The organism is Arthrobacter antibioticus, from assembly GCF_030063205.1.
Classification (GTDB): Bacteria; Actinomycetota; Actinomycetes; order Actinomycetales; family Micrococcaceae; genus Specibacter.
Genome location: NZ_JASISQ010000006.1, coordinates 101,882 through 120,427 on the forward strand (window position 1 = coordinate 101,882; position 18,546 = coordinate 120,427).

The window sequence follows — 18,546 nt, forward strand, 5'->3', positions numbered from 1 at the left end:
AACACCAGGTGGGGCTGCCAAAGCGGGCCCACCTGGTGTTTTTACGTCCGGCCCAATCCCGCTACTGTGAGCTGCTTTCGAGAATATTCTGAATTCTCCACCGCGAACCAATCCGCACCAAAACAATATCGAGCTCTTGGCTGTGCTCTGTTGTTTGCTGATGGACGAGCATCCCACCTTCGTCTAATTCACCAAAGGCGCTGGTAGCGACTTGTGCGTGCACGATCGCTTGTTCTTTAGCAAACGCTGCCCCGCCTGCGCTGCCCAGCGAAGCCCCGAAATCTACGTTTGCTTCGGAGATGCTGGTTTCAAAACCACTCAGGGTATGACCCGTCTCATTGAGCTTGGCTACAATTTTGCTGTCTGCTGCAAGCGAGGGTGTTCCTGGTGCATTAATCTTCGCCACCAATGCTTGATCGGCGCTGGACAACGCGTAGGAACGAACCCATGCCAGTGCAGATAGGGCTCTCAAAGGATCTTGTGAAGTGATCCCCTGCTGAATTTCCTGCGGTAAAGCAGCCATCCAAGTCACCGAAGCTTCGTGGTCCATATCCTCATCTACCATTGCCACCGCGGCGCTTGAGGGGACACCAGTTCCGCCGCCAAGCCCTTGCGCGAAAAATCCCGCCAGCCCGCCGCTGAAGTAAAAAATACTTGCCAAGGACACCACGAGCGCTATTGCTATAACAGCCACCAGGACACGTTGTCTTCCTGATGGACCTGATTTGTCCAAGTTATCTGCGCTGACATCACTACCCCACAAAACCCCTAGACGCTGTGCCCGATGCCCTGGGAAAGCCACTCGAGGACGACTCCTTAAGGCCTGTGCCGCTCCCGTTCGAGGAAGCACATGCCGGTGCCACCACCGAGCGCGAACCCTTCTCTGCCCGGGCAGGTGCAACAACATATTGTCCAGGTGTGGTGGGCTTAGTTTGGTCCCTTTACCTCTACGGACTTTCAGATCCCTGCGTGTCAGTAGTTTCGGCAGCACACTCGGATGGACGGCATGGCCCAGCGCTACCGCTTCCGGCCTGGCACTGCGAAAGACAGCCTGGGCAAAGGCGGCGGCGGTTGGGCGCAGACCGGACTCTTCATTGAGGCCGGCTTCTAAAGCTGCCACTAGCTCGTTCGGGACATTCTGGACAAAAGTGGACAGTGGCATCCTGTCCCTGGTTGGCGGCGGGGGCCGTCCGGTCAAAATGAACCAGCCCACAGCGGCCAAAGCAAAAACATCAGTACTCTCATTGCGTTCGGTTTCTCCTGGGTGATAAAAGCCCTGCGTTCCGCCCACACTGCCCGCACCTTGCCCAACCAACGTGCCAAAACCAAAATCTGAAAGAAACGGTTTACCCACGGCACTGAGCAAAACGTTCCCCGGAGACACATCGCCATGAACGGCTCCCCTGTCGTGCAAAAATGCCAACACTTGGCCAATGGGTGTTAGCACTGTGACTGCTTCCCCAACAGTCAGCGGACCTCTGGCGCCGACTATCTGTGCCAGAGAGCCGCCCTCGGCGTACTCCATCAGCAGCACCAACGATCCAGCTGAATCCCTTACAAGTCCACGCACGGGAATGAGGTGCTCGTGCTGAAATTGCGTCAACACACGCCACTCATGTGTGACCTGGCTTTCATTATGACGAACTGTGGTGCCGTTCATGTCGTCATCAAGGGTCACCGACGGAACACGGAAAAACTTTCCCGCCACGGTTGCTGAACCATCGTAAGGTGACAAGAGCCAAACCTGCCCCTGAGCCCCGCTTCCCAAACAACGCACAGGGTCATGGCCATGAATTGATGGCGGCGCCACCGGCAACAGCTGAGAACTAGAATTGTCCATACATCATTAGTAGACCCGTTTGAGATTTCTCGCTTGAAGTTATCCACAAGCAGCATCTTCTTGAGCGGTTTCTGATTTAGGCGACGATCCAACTTCACCTAAACTGACTCCTATGAGTGTTCAGTTCTCCGAAGTCGGACTTGCCCCAAACTTTATCGACTACGCTGGCGCTTGGGAACAGCAACGCCAGATCCACGAAAAAGTTGTTGCCGGCCAAGCACCCAACACAGCACTACTGCTGGAACACGCCGCCGTGTACACAGCAGGAAAACGTACAGAAGACAATGAGCGCCCCTTTGACGGAACACCTGTGATCAACGTTGACAGGGGTGGCAAACTCACCTGGCACGGTCCCGGCCAATTGGTCATGTATCCCATTGTTCGGCTGAGCGACCCACACAGCATCCGAGCTTACGTCCATGCTCTGGAAGAGATCATTATTGAAGTCCTCGGACACTATGGCATCACCGGCCTGCGCGTAGACGGCCGGGCAGGCATCTGGCTCACTGCCGATGACAAGGGCGGGGACCGAAAGATCGCCGCCATTGGTATCCGGGTCCATGATGGTGTGACAATGCATGGAATTGCTATCAACGCTAACAATAGTTTGGCCCCTTACAGCCAGATCATCGCCTGCGGTATCGCTGATGCAGGCACCACCACGCTGGCGGTTGAGACGGGAAAAGATATTTCTCCGCAAGATCTAGCCCCGCTGGTCAAAGAAGCCACGGCCCGGATTTTGGCACCACTTATCACTGATATTCAGCCTGAACAGGCACCACCCGCCGGTTCCGTGGAAGCGGGCCGGTCAGAAGGAGCATTTTCGTGACGTTGGCACCTGAAGGACGCAAGTTATTGCGTATTGAGCAGCGCAACGCTGCTGTTCCGGTTGAGCGTAAGCCTGAGTGGATGAAGGCCAAGGTTGAGATGGGCCCGGAGTTCATCGCGATGAAGAACCTTGTCAAGAGCGAGGGTCTGCACACGGTGTGTGAAGAGGCTGGCTGCCCAAATATTTTTGAGTGCTGGGAAGACCGTGAGGCCACGTTCTTGATTGGTGGCTCCGAGTGCACAAGGCGGTGTGATTTCTGCCAGATTGATACGGGTAAGCCTTCCCCGATTGATATGTTTGAACCCACGAAGGTGGCTCGTTCAGTGGTGAAAATGAACCTGCGCTACGCCACTGTTACAGGGGTGGCTCGTGATGACCTGGCCGATGAGGGTGTGTGGCTTTATGCCGAAACGGTTCGTAAGATCCATGAAATGAACCCGAACACCGGGGTTGAATTATTGATTCCTGATTTCTCCGGCAAGCCTGAGCACATTAGCGCGATCTGTGACTCTGCCCCTGAGGTGTTTGCTCACAATGTGGAAACGGTGCCACGGATATTTAAGCGTATCCGTCCGGCGTTCCGGTATGAGCGTTCCTTGGATGTTATTACTCAGGGCCGGGATCAGGGCATGGTCACTAAATCCAACCTGATTCTGGGCATGGGTGAAACACGGGCGGAGATTAGCCAGGCGCTTCAGGATCTGCACGATGCCGGCACTGACTTGATCACTATCACCCAGTATCTACGCCCCTCCGAGCGGCATTTGCCGGTGGATCGTTGGGTCAAGCCACAGGAGTTCATGGATCTAAATCAGGAAGCAGAAGAAATCGGTTTCCTTGGTGTGATGAGTGGGCCATTGGTGCGTTCTTCCTACCGTGCCGGACGGCTCTGGGCCACTGCGATGCGTAAAAAGGGCCGTGATATCCCCGAGCATTTAGCCCACATCGCTGATGGCATCGAAGACTCCGGACACACCCGCCAAGAAGCCGCCTCCCTGATCGCCGCCCACTAGGAGCGCTCCGCTGGCAAGGCCTGTTCCCAACAGCACTTGAAGTGTGAGTACTTCCCCGTCAAATACACGTTAGAATTGAATTACTATGGCCAAAACCACTGACTCCGCAGACAGCAACGCTGACACACCCAAGCGTTCCCTTTTTTCCCGTGCTCCGAAGGCAGATAAGCCCAAGAAGAACAAAAAACCGGGCCGCATCAAGCAAATGGTGGACATCTTCAAGATGACCCGCCGCCACGATCCTATGGTGACATGGATCATGCTTGGCGCGTTCTTTGGCCTCATCGTTCTCTCAATGGCTGTGGTTCTCTTGGTGTCCCCCGGCAATTGGATTACGGGATTGCTGGTCGGAATCCCGCTGGGACTATTAGGTGCTTTGCTGCTCATGTCACGCCGCGCCGAGCGTGCTGCTTACGCCCAAATTGAAGGTAAGGCAGGTGCCGCCGGTGCTGCCCTGAGCTCCTTGAAGAAGGGCTGGATTTTTGAGGAACAGCCTGCCTCGGTTAACCCGCGCACGCAGGACGTAGTTTTCCGCGCCATCGGCAAACCTGGCATTGTCCTTGTCACGGAGGGCCCCACTAATAGGGTCAAAGGGCTTGTTGATGCTGAGCGACGACGGCTCAACCGTATTTTGCCCAACGTCACCATCACCATCATTGAAACTGGCAAGGGTGAAGGCCAAGTCCCGATCGCCAAGGTCACTAAGAAGATGGGCAAGCTCAAGGGCGAGCTCACCAAAGTTGAGGTCAGTGCGGTTAACAAACGGATCACCTCCATGGGCAACAAGCTACCTATTCCCAAGGGGATCGATCCGTACAAGGCTCGCCCCGATCGCAAAGCATCCCGCGGACGCTAACAGCAGCGTTGATTGTGAGCATTATTTGTGGCCCGGCAGGTAATCCTGTTGGGCCTCAAATATTTTTCCCGGCCATATGTTCTCTGGAACTCTAGGCCCGGCACGTGCTAGGCGACCCTCAGAACCGCCGCGGACGGTGCTAGCCTTGCACTGAAACCGTTCGGGGAGGCCAATCATTGGTGGCTTCTTCGCCTTCAGAAATTTCTCTTCCAAAGCTGCCAGGGAAAACTCTGGCTACATTTGCCAGTGAGCGCGTTCTTGGCTCACCTGAGGCCACCACAAATTCCGGCGGCTCCTTCGAAGCCAACGGTGCGGGATTGCAGTTCAATATCAATTGCCAGGGCCGGGGCACCGTGGATGTTTCGATTGACTCGGATTCAGGGCAAGGCCACATGTCCAGTTTCAACATTGAATGTGTGGCGGGACATCTCAGCAGCATGACGAACCAGGATTTCAACGCACATGGTCTCACTCAAGTCCGTATTATGGCTCCTGATGGCGTGGACTGGGCCATGGCTGTTGGGACACTTGATCCATCCGACGCGCCCGGGAAGTAAGCCCACGTTTTCTGGTGTAACCAGTTCCTGTACCTGAATCGATACTTCAGGACTCTAGCGACGCACTAAAATCGTTTTCATAGCCCTGTCATGCAGGCCGCGGTGGTCCGCATCCATAATCACGGCAGGGATCACCAGACACACCAGCACAGCGCGAACAACGCCCGCCAGCAAGCCTGCAGGACCGCCGTCGAGCCTTGTAACCTGGATGCCCATGATCCTGTGGCCCACGCTGTAGCCAAGTGTGCCAACAAGAACCATCTGTTCAACGGCGAAGACAGCCAAGATAGCGTTCGGGTTGGCGTCAAAAAAAGCTATCGCAATCAGATAGCACAAACCCCAATCAATACAGAGGGCAAGGATGCGCCGGCCTGCACGGGCCATCGATTTAGGCCCACTTTCGGGTAGCCCTAAACGCGCGCCCGGGAATTTGGATATATTGGAAGTGTCCGGCCCGCTGAGCCAGGAACCTAAGTCTTTACGATCTACCACACCAACAGCTTACCGGTGTGGGCCCGAAGCAGGGGCACCGGGACTTCCCGGGGCGCTTGTAACGTGCCGGAAACATTTCTGACACGATGGGGTAATGCTCTGGTTCTAGGCTTATCTCAGTCGTACAGGCAACGTAGCCGCACCCAGCCGGCCACATCCCCCAGCGCCAAGGAGCGTAAATGTTCAAGAACGCGGAAGAAGTCCTCCAGTTCATCAAAGACGAAGATGTTAAGTTCGTCGATATCCGATTCACAGATCTGCCCGGTGTCCAGCAGCACTTCAACGTGCCTGCCAAAACTGTTGACCTTGATTTTTTCGTCAACGGTCAGCTGTTCGATGGTTCCTCCATCCGCGGCTTCCAGGGCATCGCAGAGTCAGACATGCAGCTGATCCCGGACCCCAAGACCGCTTTTATTGACACGTTCCGTTTGGAGAAGACGCTGGCGTTGAATTTCTCCATCGTCAACCCGCGTACCGGAGATCCTTACCACCGCGATCCTCGTGGTGTTGCCGAGAAGGCAGAGGCCTACCTGGCCTCAACAGGCATTGCAGACACAGCCTTCTTTGGTGCCGAGGCCGAATTCTTTGTCTTTGACAATGTCCAGTACGAGTCCTCCGCAAAAGGATCCTTCTACAAGATCGACTCCGAAGAGGCCTACTGGAACACGGGCAGGGTAGAAGAAGGCGGCAACTTAGGCTACAAGACGCCAGAAAAGGGCGGCTACTTCCCGGTGGCCCCCATTGACCACCAGGCTGATCTGCGTGACGCCATGTGCCTTGAAATGGATGCTGCCGGCCTTGAAGTTGAGCGCTCCCACCACGAAGTTGGTGCGGCCGGTCAGGCCGAAATCAATTACAAGTTCAACACGCTGGTACACTCTGCCGACGATCTGCAGAAGTTCAAATACATCATTAAGAACACGGCCTGGGCCTGGGGCAAGTCCGTAACGTTCATGCCTAAACCCGTCTTTGGTGACAACGGATCCGGCATGCACTGCCACCAGTCACTGTGGAGCAATGGCGATCCATTGTTCTACGACGAGAAGGGCTACGCCGGCCTGTCCGACATGGCGCGCTGGTACATTGGCGGGCTGCTCAAGCACGCCGATGCTGTGCTGGCCTTCACCAACCCCACAGTGAACTCCTACCGCCGTTTGGTGAAGGGCTTTGAGGCCCCGGTGAACATGGTGTACTCGCAGGGTAACCGCTCGGCGGGTATCCGCATCCCGATCACCGGCTCGAACCCGAAAGCCAAGCGCTTGGAGTTCCGTGCACCTGACGCCTCATCGAACCCGTATCTGGCCTTCTCCGCCCAGCTGATGGCTGGTCTTGACGGCATCAAGAACCGGATCGAACCGCCGGCGCCCATTGACAAGGACCTGTACGAGCTCCCCCCGGAAGAAGCCAAGGACATTCCCAAGGCACCTGAGTCTCTGGAAGAGGCGCTTATCGCCTTGGAAAACGACAACGACTTCTTGCAGGCCGGTGGCGTATTCACGCAGGATTTGATTGACACGTGGATCGACTACAAGCGCGAATACGAGATCAAGCCGCTGCAACTGCGCCCAAACCCGTACGAGTTTGAGCTCTACTACAGCTGCTAACCAGAACACGCCGCAGCGGTTAGGGTAGGCAGCAGTTCTGGGCCCGCCCTAACCGTTGCGGCGCGTTCTTGGGAAATAAAAAAAGTCAGGGGCCCGAACGTAATGTTCCGGCCCCTGACTTTGCCTATCAAACGTCAAGACGTAAGCAATATCTAGTGCTTACTTATCGAAAACGTCCTTAGCAGCATCCTTGACGTGCTCACCGGCCTGCTTGGTTTTCGCCGAAGCCTGATCTGCAACGCCTTCTGCCTGAAGCTTCTCGTTATTGGTTGCATCTCCGGTAGTTTCCTTGACCTTGCCGGTCATTTCCTCTGCCTTGTTGCTAATTTTATCTCCGAGTCCCATGGGGCCCTCCTTAAAGATCAATCCAACTGGTGACGATTTCCACGCTACTTATTCAAGCTGTGAATTACCTGTGAGTGCAGTGGAGCAGTGAGATCACCTCTCTCACCGCAGAAAACAGTGAAAATGCATAGTAAAAAAACCTAAAAAATGGACCAGTCGGTACGGGCGGTGAACTCATCCAACGCCGCAATGCCTGCCATTGAATTACCGTTGGGGCCCAGCGCAGGGCCCCATACGGTGACCGAGCAGCGGCCAGGAACAATGGCTACGATACCGCCGCCCACACCGCTTTTGCATGGCACACCCACACGGTAAGCAAACTCCCCCGCAGCGTCATAGGTGCCACAAGTGAGCATCACAGCGTTGACACGCTTGCTTTGATTGGGGCTCAGGAACGGTGTACCGCCCGAAGAGACGCCATGACGGGCTAGGAACAGTGATGCCTTGGCTAGGTCCTCACAGCTCATTTCAAGGGCGCACTGGTCGAAGTAGTTAGCCAGAACGTCCTCAACCGGGTTCTCAAGGTTGCCGTAGCTGGCCAGCAAATGCGCCATTGAAGCGTTCCGGTGACCGTGTCCCGATTCTGAGGCCGCCACCACCGCATCCACATCAACGTCAGCAGATCCTGATTCCCTGCGCACAAGCCCGCGTACCGAACCGGCAGCATCACCTGTGAGAGTCAATAGCCTGTCTGTGACAACCAGAGCACCAGCATTGATAAAAGGGTTCCGCGGTATACCCCGATCGGCTTCTAGCTGAACCATGGAGTTAAAGGGTGTCCCTGAGGGCTCCCGGAAAACTCGCCGCCAGATCGAATCGTAGTCATAGGACATCACTAGAGCCAATGAAAAAACTTTGGAAATACTTTGAATGGAAAACGGCTCCTGCCAGTCCCCTGCCCCATACACTGTCCCATCGGACATGGCCACACAGATGCCAAATTTATCCCGCGGTACTTTACTTAAACTGGGAATGTAGGCCGCTACTTCTCCTCGTTCGCACAGGGGTGCAACATGATCAACGATGCCATCGAGGATGCCCTGCATGTCCATCACATACGCTCCTAAACTGTTGTGCCGGCGTGGTGCGCCCAACCAATAAATCTACACGCAAAAGGTGGCCAGCCCACTGGCCGGCCACCTTTGCGCTCCCGCTAGAGAACCTTGGCCAGAAAATCCTGCAATCGCGGCTGCTGGGCGTTTGAGAACATTTCTTCCGGAGTGCCTTCCTCGCAGATAAGCCCCTCGTCCATGAAGACAACCCTGTCAGCCACTTCGCGAGCAAAGCCCATCTCATGCGTGACTACCACCATTGTCATGCCCTCGGCGGCCAGATCGCGAATAACCGCCAGCACCTCCCCGACCATTTCCGGGTCCAAAGCGCTGGTAGCCTCATCGAAGAGCATGATGTCGGGGTTCATAGCCAGGGCACGTGCAATGGCCACACGCTGTTTCTGCCCGCCGGAAAGCGATGCCGGCCGAGCATCGGCTTTCTCGACAAGCCCAACCCGTTCAAGCAGCTTCATCGCCTGAGCCCTTGCCCCGGCCTTGTCCAATTTCTTGAGTTCCACCGGCGCCAGCATGATGTTTTGGATCACTGACATGTGCGGGAACAGGTTGAAGTGCTGAAAGACCATGCCAATGTTTGCCCGGACGGTGTTCAAATCAACGTCTGCATCGGTCAGGTCAACACCGCTGATCGTGACAGTACCGGCAGTAATGTCCTCAAGCTTATTCAGGCAGCGCAGGAACGTTGATTTACCCGAACCTGATGGCCCAATTACGCATACCACCTCGCCTTCGGCAATATCAACGTCCAAGCCTTTGAGGACTTCATTGGAGCCAAACGACTTCTTCAGTTGACGGACACTGATTTTCGCGTTTTTTTCGCTCATTTGTTGAACTTCCTGTCCAAAGCGTTGGAAAGCTGGGTCAAGATCGAGATCACAATAAAGTACAGAGCCGCCACAATCAGCAGTGTCTCACCCGTGCGGAAGTTGGACGCGTAAATCTGTTGGCCCTGATACGTCAGCTCCGCGAAGCCAATGACGGCCAGCAACGAGGTGTCCTTGAGCGTGATGACGAACTGGTTGATGAACGACGGCGTCATAATCTTCACAGCCTGCGGCACCACTACACGGCGCATGGAGGTGACGTACCCTAAGCCCAGGCTGCGGCTGGCTTCCAATTGTCCAGGGTCAACGGATTGAATGCCGCCACGGACAATCTCTGTCATATAGGCACCAGCGTTAAGACTCAGTGTCAAAACGCCGGCACTGAGAACATCGATTGGCTGCCCGGTCATCTGCGGCAAACCAAAGTAGAAGAAGAACGCTTGGACTAGCAGCGGAGTTCCACGGAAGATAGAAACGTACGTCGTGGCAATGCCGCGCAGAATCCTGCTCTCGGCCACCTTGAAGAATCCAAAGAGGATGCCCAATACCAGTGCAATGGCCAATGAAAGCACCGTGGCGACCATTGTCAGCCATAGCCCCTTCATCAGGGCTGGAAAACTATCCTTGACGAGTTGGAAAAAGCTGACCTGTTCGGCAACTTCGGACTTAGCCAGGTACTTGTCGAGGATCTTGTCGTACTCGCCATTGGCCTTCAAGTTGCTCAGACCAGCGTCAAAGGCGGCTAGCAGTTCCGGGTTTTGGCCCTTGTTAACGGCAAATCCGTAGGAGCTGCCCTGTTCTTTCTCCGTAACAATTTTCAGGCCATTGTTCTGGCTGACACCGTAGGCAAGCACCGGGTAGTCATCGAAGACGGCCACAGAGTTGCCTGCTTTAACGTCGTCGTACATAGTGGCCGAATCAGCCAAAGCCTTCACCGTAAAGTTGTACTCAGCCTTAATCGAGTTAGCAAAGGACTCGCCTTCACTGCCACGCTTAGCTGTGACAGTCTTGCCTTTCAGATCCGCATAGGAAGTGATCTCGCCGTTGTTAGTGGCGACCGCCATTTGCACGCCGGAGTCAAAGTAAGGTGCGGAGAAGTCAAAGATCTGCTTCCGCTCATCCGTAATGGACATGCCGGCAATAACGCCCGCCACCTGGTTGGACTGCAGCGCTTGCAATGCAGCGTCAAAGCCCAGTGATTTAATATCCACTTCGAAGCCTTGGTCTACGGCAATGGCCCGCAGCAGGTCCATGTCGATACCGACCAGCTCACCGCTCCCGTCCCGGAACTCAAACGGGGCAAAAGTGGTGTCAGTAGCAATTGAAAAGGTCTTGCCTTTAACATCGCCTTGGAGCGCTTTTGTGGGTGCGGAAATAACATTTGCCGGGGTGGCAGGAGCGGCCGATGCGCTCAACGCTGAGGCCCCGCCGATCCCGAAAAGCATGATTGCTACAGTAAAAAAGGCGGCCAGAGTGGCAAAAATGCCACCTCTGCGCCGCCGTATGGGTGGAAGCCTAAGCATAAATTTTCCCTCACAACAGTGTTTCGCCCCTCCTGGGCCGAATGAAGTACCCAAAAGACGTTACAGCCTTTGGCGGGTTCACGCGAGACTACAGCACTCTTGGACATAACCTGGCCCTCTTTGGCGGGTCCGTGTGGCAGCACCTAACGAGCCTTGGGGTGGCCTTTCACCTATGCTGAATGTGGTTTCGATTACTTTCCCCGTGTGAGCGTCCCGTGAAAGAAGAACATGAACAAGCCCAATGTGATCCTGATTTGCGTCGACGAGTGGCGTGGGGACTGTTTGGGGGCGGAGGCTCACCCCTATGTCCAAACTCCACACCTTGATGAACTTGCTTCTCGAGGCGCCCGGTTCCGGCATGCCTATTCCGCCACACCCACGTGTGTACCAGCTCGCGTGGCATTGTTCACGGGCCAATCTCAGGAACGCCACGGCAGGGTGGGATACCAGGAAGGTGTGAATTTTACTGATCTCCACCCCATCACCATGCAAGGAGAGTTTAAGAAAGCCGGGTATCAAACTCAGGCCATTGGGAAACTGCATGTGTACCCGGAACGCAGCCGTGTGGGCTTCGAGGATGTCATCTTGCACGACGGATTCCTGCACTTTGCCCGCAAGGAACACAAACGCGACTTTAAGTTCTTCGACGACTACGTCCCATGGTTGCGCCGCCAACCCGGTGTGAGCCCAGATGAGGAATACTTTGACCATGGTGCCGGATGCAATTCCACCGTAGCCCGGCCGTGGGACAAAGCAGAACGTTTGCACCCTACGTCATGGACGTGCACACAGGCCGTTGAGTGGCTCTACCGGCGAGATCCCACAGTCCCGTTCTTCCTTTACCTTTCATTCCACCGCCCCCACCCGCCTTACGATCCTCCCGCATGGGCCTTGGACATGTACCTTGATTTGCCGGCCTTTAAGCGCCGTGTTGGTGATTGGGAGCACCACTATGAGTCCCTGCGCACCAACGGTAACCACCAATTGTCATTTGGCACGCTACCAGAGGCGGTGACCCACAGGGCCAGGGCCGGATATTACGGACTAATGACCCACATTGACCTGCAACTGATGCGCGTTTTTGAAGCATTAGGAGAGTTTGGGCTTGCTGATGACACGGTTATCGCTTTTACGTCAGATCACGGTGAGATGCTAGGAGACCATGATTTTTACCGCAAATCTGTTGGCTATGAAGGTTCCGCACGGGTGCCCCTCATTGTGGTTCCTGCCCCCAATGATCCTGTTGCGAAACGTGGCGGCGTTGTTGAGGAGGTAGTTGAGCTGCGCGACATCATGCCCACGTTGCTGGAACTCGCCGACGTGCCGATCCCCGCATCGTGTGACGGGCGCTCACTAGCCAGATTTGTACGCAATAGTACCGATCCCGGCGGCTCTTGCCCCATACCGGAAGAGGAGCCGTGGCGGCAATGGCTGCATGGCGAACATGTCTACTTTGGCCAGTCCCTGCAATGGGTCACCGACGGGAAGGTGAAGTACCTGTGGGCTTCAGAATGGGGCTCGGAGGAGCTCTTTGATCTCAGTAATGATCCCGAGGAAATGCACAACCTCGCTCCCCTGCCCGAACATGCCGATTTGCTGGTCTTGTGGAAGGGCAGGTTGATAGAGGTTCTCACAGGGCGTGAGGAAAGATTCGTGCAGGACGGAGCGTTGGTGACAGGGGCGGCCGTTGTCACCATGCTCTCCCACGCCCGGGCACTGGCAGAAAAGGTGCGCTGAAACTAGTCCACATTATTCAGGGCAGGACCCCACTCAGCCGTAATACAGGCGTTCAAAGACTGCCCTGGTACGGCGGGTGAGACTTAGGTAGTCGTCCTCAAAAGTAGCGGCATTACCCGGTTCATAACCGCACCATCTGGCCACGGCTTCCAAGTCTCCCCTGGCAGATGGCAGCATGTCCGAGGAGTTGCCTGTCCACATGACGTTGGCATTGCGGATCTTTCCCGCCAACCGCCACGCCGCTTCCAAAAGCTCCGCTTCGCCCTCATCCACAAACCCAAGATCCTTCGCGGCATGCAGCGCTGGCAAGGTTTGAGTTGTACGCAGCTCAGGATGAGCATGGGCATGCTGGAGCTGCCACAGCTGAACCAGCCACTCAACGTCGCTGAGCCCGCCCCGCCCCAACTTTACGTGCCTGGCCGGATCGGCCCCGCGAGGCAACCGTTCAGATTCCATCCGAGCCTTCAAGCGCTTGATCTCTCGCGTATCGGTTTCTGAAAGCGTGCGTCGGTAGCGGATGGGGTCCACCATCGACACAAACTCCTGCGCCAAATCGTCACAGCCTGCCATGGGTAACGCGCGCAGCAAGGCTTGGGCTTCCCATGCCGATGACCAGCGCGCGTAATACCCCCGGTATGCCTCCAAAGAACGGACAAGTGGACCATTACGTCCTTCGGGCCGTAGATCGGCATCAATACGCAGTACCCGCTCAGCCTTGATGGCCGGGCGCACGGGGGCAGTCAACAGGGCTGTCAGCTTCTGCCCAATCGCCATGGCCTGTTTATTTGCTTCCCTGAGCTGTTCTTCGCTGAGGTCTCCAACAGGCTTGTGTACGAACAAGACATCCGCATCTGAGCCATAACCAATTTCTCGTCCTCCCTGACGGCCCATGGCAACAACCAGCACCTTCGTCAGGACTTCTTGGTCTGCGTACACCTCCTTCTCCGCAATGCGCAGGGCACCTAAAACTGTTGCTTTGTCAGCATCACTCAACGCCGCGGAAACCTCGTCCTGGCTGAGCAGTCCGCAGGAATCTGCGATAGCAATCCGCAGAATTTCGCGTTGCCTAATCAGCCTGATCAGGCGAATAGCTCCTGTTGCTTCGCCATGGCGGGAGATGGTTGCTTGGATTTCTGTCCATTGAGCCTGAAAACTCTCCGGTTTTAAGTCCTTGGAGCTGCCCAACCATGCCGTCGCTTCGGGAGAGACTTCAAGAAGGTCACTGACCAGGCGTGAACTTGAGAGTAAGTGGCACAGGCGTTCGGCTGCAGCTTGATGATCCCGCAGCATGCCCAAATACCAATGCGAGGTACCTAATGCATCACTGACTCGCCGGAACGCCAGCAACCCGGCGTCTGGGTCAACGCCGTCGGCCAGCCAGCCAAGCAGCACAGGTAGTAACTGCCGTTGCAAAGCCGCCCGGCGGCTCACTCCGGCAGTGAGCGCCTCAATGTGTCTGGTGGCCCCGGCGGTATCGCGATAGCCCAGCGCGGCCAGCCGGGCCCGTGCCGCACCCGTTGTCAACGCCGCGTCTTCAACACTGAGATGCGCGGCCGTGGCCAGAATGGGACGATAAAAAATCCTCTTATGCAAGGAGTTGACTGAGCGTTTGACCTTGGCCCAGTCTGACAATAACGATTCGGCGCTTGGCCGCTTTGTACTCAGCGGCCCGGCCAGAGCCCGCGCCAATGCACGTAATTGGTCAGGAGCGGTCGGCATGGTGTGCGTCCTGCGCATTTGCACCAGCTGTATTCGATGCTCCAATACCCGCAGGTACGTGTAGTGGTTCAGCAGCAGTGCAGCATCGGTTCTGCCAATATAGCCAGCTTTAGTCAGCTCATCGATCGCTGTCGTTGTTGCCCGGGACCTGATGCTGGTATCGGTTCGCCCATGCACAAGTTGTAGAAGCTGAACAGTAAACTCCACATCGCGCAAGCCCCCGTTACCAAGCTTAATTTGGCGCTCTGCCTCATCATCACGAATGTTGGCCGTGACTCTCCGACGCATCGCCTGAACCGACTCAACAAAGCCTTCCCGCTCTGAAGAGGCCCAAATCATCGGTTCAATGGCATCCTCGAAAGCTTTCCCCAGCTCTTTGTCCCCGGCCATCGCCCGCGCCTTCAGTAGCGCCTGGAACTCCCAGCTTTCCGCCCAACGGTGGTAGTACGCCACATATGAATCCAGGCTGCGCACCAACTGTCCGTCAGCTCCTTCGGGGCGCAGGTTTGCGTCAACCTCCCACAGCCCTGGCTCACGTTCGGGCGAGTAAATAGTCCTAGTTAGCGCACCAGCTAAGGCATTACCCAAGCGTGCAGCCTCTGCCTCGTCAATGCTGGCAGGGGCATCCACCACCTGCGTTTTCGCCTCATCCGGGACATCCGCAGTGCTGCTGACGGGCTCGTTGGTGGCCACCACATACATGACGTCCACGTCTGAAATATAGTTCAGTTCCCGCGCCCCGCACTTGCCCATACCAATCACGGCAAACCGGAGCGCAGCCACCTTCTGCGCGCCGAAGGCGACCCCGACTTCTGTGCGGGCAACGGCCAGAGCCGCTTCAACGGCGGCCGCAGCCAGATCTGCCAACTCCGCACCAATCATCGGCATAAGGGATTGCGGCGAGGCTGCGCCTAAGTCTCGCATCGTGAGTTCGCACAGGTGTCTACGGTATTGACTGCGTAGGGCTATCCGCGCGTCGGTTCCTACCAGTTCCGCAGTTGGCATCTCCGAGGCCGGGTCCGCACCTACCGCACGCAACAGGGACTCCCGCAGCACCTCAGCATCTACGGCAACCGGTTCAAGCACGGCAACAGCGTCAACGACGTCCAAGTGTTCGGGATGGCGCATGAGAAAATCTGCCAGCGCTTCCGAAGCACCTAAAAGTCTGAACAGCGGCTCATTGGAGACCAACTCCCCGGATTCCGGATCCACCACGTTCAACTTCTCGCGGCTTTCAGGCACGGCGCTAAGCAAACGCACCAAGGACTGCAAGGCCAGATCGGGATTGTCTGCCACCGCCAAGGCGTTCAGCAGCTCCCCCTGGTCCAGCCCGGCCAGTTCGGAAAAACCTAGGAACCTCTCACAAGTTTCCAGATCGGTGAAACCACGGGTGATAAGCGTGCGTGTTAACGAACTCATGACAGTTTTTAAAGCACTCCCAGGTAGCGGCTGAGTTCGTAGGGTGTGACTTGAAGCCGGTAGTCCTGCCACTCTGCCCGCTTATTCCGCAGGAAGTTCTCAAAGACCTGCTCACCAAGAATCTCCGGCAGAAGTTCGGACTCTTCCATTTGGCGCACAGCATCGTGGAGGCTTGAGGGCAGCGGATCGTGCCCCAAGGCGCGGCGTTCGCCACTTGTCAGGGCACTGATGTCCTCTACAGCTGCAGGTGGAAGTTCGTAATCTTCCTCGATCCCTTTCAAGCCTGCCCCTAGCAGCACTGAAAAGGCCAGATATGGGTTCGCGGCTGAATCAATACCACGGTATTCCAACCGTGAGGCTTGTCCCTTGCCCGGCTTGTACAACGGCACACGAACCAAAGCGGATCGGTTGTTGTGACCCCAGGAGACATAGCTGGGGGCCTCCCCGCCTCCCCACAAACGTTTGTATGAGTTGACGAATTGATTCGTGACGGCGGTGAACTCGGGGGCGTGCTTGAGTACGCCGGCCATGAACTGGCGCGCTGTTTTAGACATTTGATACTCGGCACCCGGCTCATGGAACGCGTTCGTATCGCCCTCAAACAAGGAGAAATGTGTGTGCATCCCCGACCCCGGGTGATCTGAGAACGGTTTGGGCATGAACGTGGCGTACGTCCCCTGCTTAATAGCAACCTCGCGGATCACGGTCCGAAACGTCATGATGTTATCTGCTGTTGCCAAGGCATCCGCGTATCGCAGGTCTATCTCATTTTGGCCGGGACCACCTTCATGGTGGCTAAATTCAACGGAGATGCCCACGTCTTCAAGCATTGTTACGGCAGTGCGCCGGAAGTCCTGTGCCACGCCTCCGGGGACATGGTCAAAGTAGCCGGCATGGTCTACGGGGATGGGGATGCCATCCGGGCCCGGCTTATCGGATTTAAGTAGATAGAACTCGATCTCGGGGTGGGTGTAACAGGTGAATCCCATATCCGCTGCCTTCTCCAAGGTCCGTTTGAGAACGTTGCGGGGATCAGCGGCGGAGGGTTCGCCGTCGGGGGTCAGAATATCGCAAAACATGCGTGAGGTCTGCTCCGTATGTCCATTCCCGCGCCACGGCAGGATCTGAAAGGTTGATGGGTCAGGTTGAGCCAGCATGTCCGACTCAAAAACTCTGGCTAGGCCTTCGATCGCGGAACCGTCAAAACCGAGGCCTTCTTCAAAAGCACCTTCCACCTCGGCGGGGGCCAGCGCCACCGATTTCAAGCTGCCCACCACGTCGGTGAACCAGAGGCGAACAAACCGCACGTCACGCTCTTCGATGGTGCGCAACACAAATTCTTGCTGACGGTTCATGTACGGGCCTCTTCCTGTGGCGCCCCGGCGCTGGCAACGATTCTGCTCAGACGACGGAAGGGTTTACGGGCAGGTGCTTTCCCTGCAATGCCCACTCTACTAGCGGGGCGGTTGTACCCAAGCTTTGACATCCGCCGTTACGTCTGGGCAAGTTCTCCTGCCAGCCAGAGCAGCCAGTTCGGCTATCTGCAACGCCACGTGTTCGTGCCTGTGTTTTTTTCAAAACTAGTGCTGCAACTTTTTCCAAAACACCGTCGCACGATGTCACAAACAAGGAAATTTCCGCGCTTTCATGCTTGCCTCCGTCTCAACGTGCCGACTTCACCACACGAGTCGTAATAGGCTGGGAGCATGTCACCCACGAACATTCCTGATTCCGCTGTGTCTGATTCCTCTGTGTCTGATTCCTCTGCGTCTGATTCCGCTGCGTCCATTTCCAGCGCGTCCGACACAGCTGAACTGGCAGCACCCTACGGCAATGGTGCCGGCGCCACTGCATCAGCTGGACCAGCTGGCATCCCGCCCACAGCACACAAAATCCGCACACACCATTTGCAGGCCACCAAACGTGCTGGCGAGAAATTCGCCATGCTCACCGCCTACGACCAGTACACGGCACAGATTTTTGATGAAGCCGGTATCGAAGTACTGCTCATTGGGGATTCGGCGTCAAATAACGTCCTTGGCAATGAAACATCGCTGCCCATCACCTTGGATGAAATGATTATTCTCTCCCGTGCAGTGACGGCTGGGTCTAAACGGGCACTGGTGGTTGCCGATCTCCCCTTTGGCAGTTATGAACAGTCCCCCGAGCAAGCCATCGCCTCCTCGGTGCGGCTGATGAAAGAGGGGCTGGTCCATGCCGTCAAAATGGAAGGTGGGGCGTATTACGCACCAACTGTGCGTGCGTTGACCCAGGCTGGCATCCCCGTGATGGCTCACATTGGCTTCACACCGCAAAGTGAGCACGTACTTGGCGGGTACCGGGTGCAGGGTCGCGGTGATATGGCTCAAGCCTTGATCGAGGACGCGGTGGCGCTAGCTGACGCCGGCGCGTTCTGTGTGCTGATGGAAATGGTCCCGGCCGTCACGGCCGCCGCTGTAGACGCCGCTCTCACTGTGCCAACTGTGGGTATCGGTGCCGGGAATTCAACAACCGGGCAGGTACTGGTATGGCAGGATATGGCGGGACTACGGACAGGGAAGATGGCCAAATTCGTGAAACAGTATGCGCAAATGCGCACCGTCCTGGCCGACGCCGCTCGCGAGTTTGCCGATGAGGTGCGCACAGGTGTGTTCCCCGGCCCGGAACACACCTTCTAGCACCTGAACTCTTGCACGAGGCACGACCGGAGCAAAAGAT

Annotated in this window: 15 protein-coding genes; 7 read left to right on the forward strand and 8 right to left on the reverse strand. The window is 56.3% G+C overall.

Annotated elements, in window-relative coordinates; translation table 11 throughout:
- Positions 1–61 precede the first annotated feature (61 nt).
- Positions 62–1,840, reverse strand: coding sequence for a serine/threonine protein kinase (locus QMG40_RS13240; protein WP_283531539.1), 1,779 nt, complete (start codon positions 1,838–1,840; stop codon positions 62–64).
- Positions 1,841–1,952: 112 nt separating this feature from the next.
- On the opposite strand from QMG40_RS13240, the gene lipB reads away from it, so the two are divergent.
- The 4 genes from lipB (at position 1,953) to QMG40_RS13260 (ending at position 5,095) form a co-directional block, all read left to right on the forward strand.
- A complete protein-coding gene (lipB, locus tag QMG40_RS13245; RefSeq protein ID WP_283531540.1) occupies positions 1,953–2,669 on the forward strand; it encodes a lipoyl(octanoyl) transferase LipB in 717 nt (238 codons plus the stop codon).
- Positions 2,666–3,682 carry a lipoyl synthase gene (gene lipA / locus QMG40_RS13250; RefSeq protein ID WP_283530948.1) on the forward strand — a complete coding sequence of 339 codons (1,017 nt, stop codon included), beginning with the start codon at positions 2,666–2,668 and terminating at the stop codon, positions 3,680–3,682. Before lipB ends, lipA begins: the two co-directional genes overlap by 4 nt.
- An 85-nt stretch (positions 3,683–3,767) precedes the next feature.
- Complete coding sequence (locus QMG40_RS13255; protein ID WP_283531541.1) at positions 3,768–4,538, forward strand: DUF4191 domain-containing protein; 771 nt, start codon at positions 3,768–3,770, stop codon at positions 4,536–4,538.
- A gap of 179 nt (positions 4,539–4,717) precedes the next feature.
- A complete protein-coding gene (locus QMG40_RS13260; RefSeq protein ID WP_283531542.1) occupies positions 4,718–5,095 on the forward strand; it encodes a hypothetical protein in 378 nt (125 codons plus the stop codon).
- A gap of 54 nt (positions 5,096–5,149) precedes the next feature.
- On the opposite strand, the gene QMG40_RS13265 is transcribed toward QMG40_RS13260, so the two are convergent.
- Positions 5,150–5,587 carry an RDD family protein gene (locus QMG40_RS13265; protein WP_283531543.1) on the reverse strand — a complete coding sequence of 146 codons (438 nt, stop codon included), beginning with the start codon at positions 5,585–5,587 and terminating at the stop codon, positions 5,150–5,152.
- Positions 5,588–5,766: 179 nt separating this feature from the next.
- Between QMG40_RS13265 and glnA the strand changes: the two genes are divergently transcribed.
- Positions 5,767–7,191, forward strand: coding sequence for a type I glutamate--ammonia ligase (gene glnA, locus QMG40_RS13270; protein WP_283531544.1), 1,425 nt, complete (start codon positions 5,767–5,769; stop codon positions 7,189–7,191).
- Positions 7,192–7,350: 159 nt separating this feature from the next.
- Here glnA and QMG40_RS13275 read toward each other — a convergent pair whose 3' ends face one another.
- From QMG40_RS13275 to QMG40_RS13290, 4 genes are all read right to left on the reverse strand, one after another.
- Positions 7,351–7,536, reverse strand: a complete 186-nt coding sequence (locus QMG40_RS13275; RefSeq protein WP_283531545.1) for a CsbD family protein — start codon at positions 7,534–7,536, stop codon at positions 7,351–7,353.
- 140 nt (positions 7,537–7,676) lie between these two features.
- Positions 7,677–8,588: a glutaminase gene (locus QMG40_RS13280; RefSeq protein WP_283531662.1), complete on the reverse strand. Its 912-nt coding sequence runs from the start codon at positions 8,586–8,588 to the stop codon at positions 7,677–7,679.
- Between the two features lie 101 nt (positions 8,589–8,689).
- Positions 8,690–9,430 carry an amino acid ABC transporter ATP-binding protein gene (locus tag QMG40_RS13285; protein WP_283531546.1) on the reverse strand — a complete coding sequence of 247 codons (741 nt, stop codon included), beginning with the start codon at positions 9,428–9,430 and terminating at the stop codon, positions 8,690–8,692.
- Positions 9,427–10,875: an amino acid ABC transporter substrate-binding protein/permease gene (locus tag QMG40_RS13290; protein ID WP_283531547.1), complete on the reverse strand. Its 1,449-nt coding sequence runs from the start codon at positions 10,873–10,875 to the stop codon at positions 9,427–9,429. The genes QMG40_RS13285 and QMG40_RS13290 overlap by 4 nt, the downstream gene beginning before the upstream one ends.
- A gap of 306 nt (positions 10,876–11,181) precedes the next feature.
- Between QMG40_RS13290 and QMG40_RS13295 the strand changes: the two genes are divergently transcribed.
- Entirely contained in the window at positions 11,182–12,690 is a 1,509-nt protein-coding gene (locus QMG40_RS13295; RefSeq protein ID WP_283531548.1) for an arylsulfatase, read from the forward strand.
- A 33-nt stretch (positions 12,691–12,723) separates the two neighbouring features.
- On the opposite strand, the gene QMG40_RS13300 is transcribed toward QMG40_RS13295, so the two are convergent.
- Both QMG40_RS13300 and QMG40_RS13305 read right to left on the reverse strand, forming a co-directional pair.
- A complete protein-coding gene (locus QMG40_RS13300; protein ID WP_283531549.1) occupies positions 12,724–15,828 on the reverse strand; it encodes a bifunctional [glutamine synthetase] adenylyltransferase/[glutamine synthetase]-adenylyl-L-tyrosine phosphorylase in 3,105 nt (1,034 codons plus the stop codon).
- Between the two features lie 8 nt (positions 15,829–15,836).
- Complete coding sequence (locus QMG40_RS13305) at positions 15,837–17,183, reverse strand: glutamine synthetase family protein (protein WP_283531550.1); 1,347 nt, start codon at positions 17,181–17,183, stop codon at positions 15,837–15,839.
- 351 nt (positions 17,184–17,534) lie between these two features.
- Here QMG40_RS13305 and panB point away from each other — a divergent pair, with 351 nt between their 5' ends.
- Positions 17,535–18,506, forward strand: a complete 972-nt coding sequence (gene panB, locus QMG40_RS13310; RefSeq protein ID WP_459253009.1) for a 3-methyl-2-oxobutanoate hydroxymethyltransferase — start codon at positions 17,535–17,537, stop codon at positions 18,504–18,506.
- Positions 18,507–18,546: the final 40 nt, after the last annotated feature.

Excerpts from the sequence above, each read along its gene's own strand:
- QMG40_RS13240 (WP_283531539.1), bottom strand. The coding sequence starts at position 1,840 with ATGGACAATTCTAGTTCTCAGCTGTTGCCGGTGGCGCCGCCATCAATT.
- QMG40_RS13275 (WP_283531545.1), bottom strand. The coding sequence starts at position 7,536 with ATGGGACTCGGAGATAAAATTAGCAACAAGGCAGAGGAAATGACCGGC.
- QMG40_RS13285 (WP_283531546.1), bottom strand. The coding sequence starts at position 9,430 with ATGAGCGAAAAAAACGCGAAAATCAGTGTCCGTCAACTGAAGAAGTCG.
- QMG40_RS13280 (WP_283531662.1), bottom strand. The coding sequence starts at position 8,588 with ATGGACATGCAGGGCATCCTCGATGGCATCGTTGATCATGTTGCACCC.
- QMG40_RS13255 (WP_283531541.1), top strand. The coding sequence starts at position 3,768 with ATGGCCAAAACCACTGACTCCGCAGACAGCAACGCTGACACACCCAAG.
- QMG40_RS13295 (WP_283531548.1), top strand. The coding sequence starts at position 11,182 with ATGAACAAGCCCAATGTGATCCTGATTTGCGTCGACGAGTGGCGTGGG.
- QMG40_RS13290 (WP_283531547.1), bottom strand. The coding sequence starts at position 10,875 with ATGCTTTTCGGGATCGGCGGGGCCTCAGCGTTGAGCGCATCGGCCGCT.
- glnA (WP_283531544.1), top strand. The coding sequence starts at position 5,767 with ATGTTCAAGAACGCGGAAGAAGTCCTCCAGTTCATCAAAGACGAAGAT.
- panB (WP_459253009.1), top strand. The coding sequence starts at position 17,535 with ATGTCACCCACGAACATTCCTGATTCCGCTGTGTCTGATTCCTCTGTG.
- QMG40_RS13305 (WP_283531550.1), bottom strand. The coding sequence starts at position 17,183 with ATGAACCGTCAGCAAGAATTTGTGTTGCGCACCATCGAAGAGCGTGAC.
- lipB (WP_283531540.1), top strand. The coding sequence starts at position 1,953 with ATGAGTGTTCAGTTCTCCGAAGTCGGACTTGCCCCAAACTTTATCGAC.
- QMG40_RS13300 (WP_283531549.1), bottom strand. The coding sequence starts at position 15,828 with ATGAGTTCGTTAACACGCACGCTTATCACCCGTGGTTTCACCGATCTG.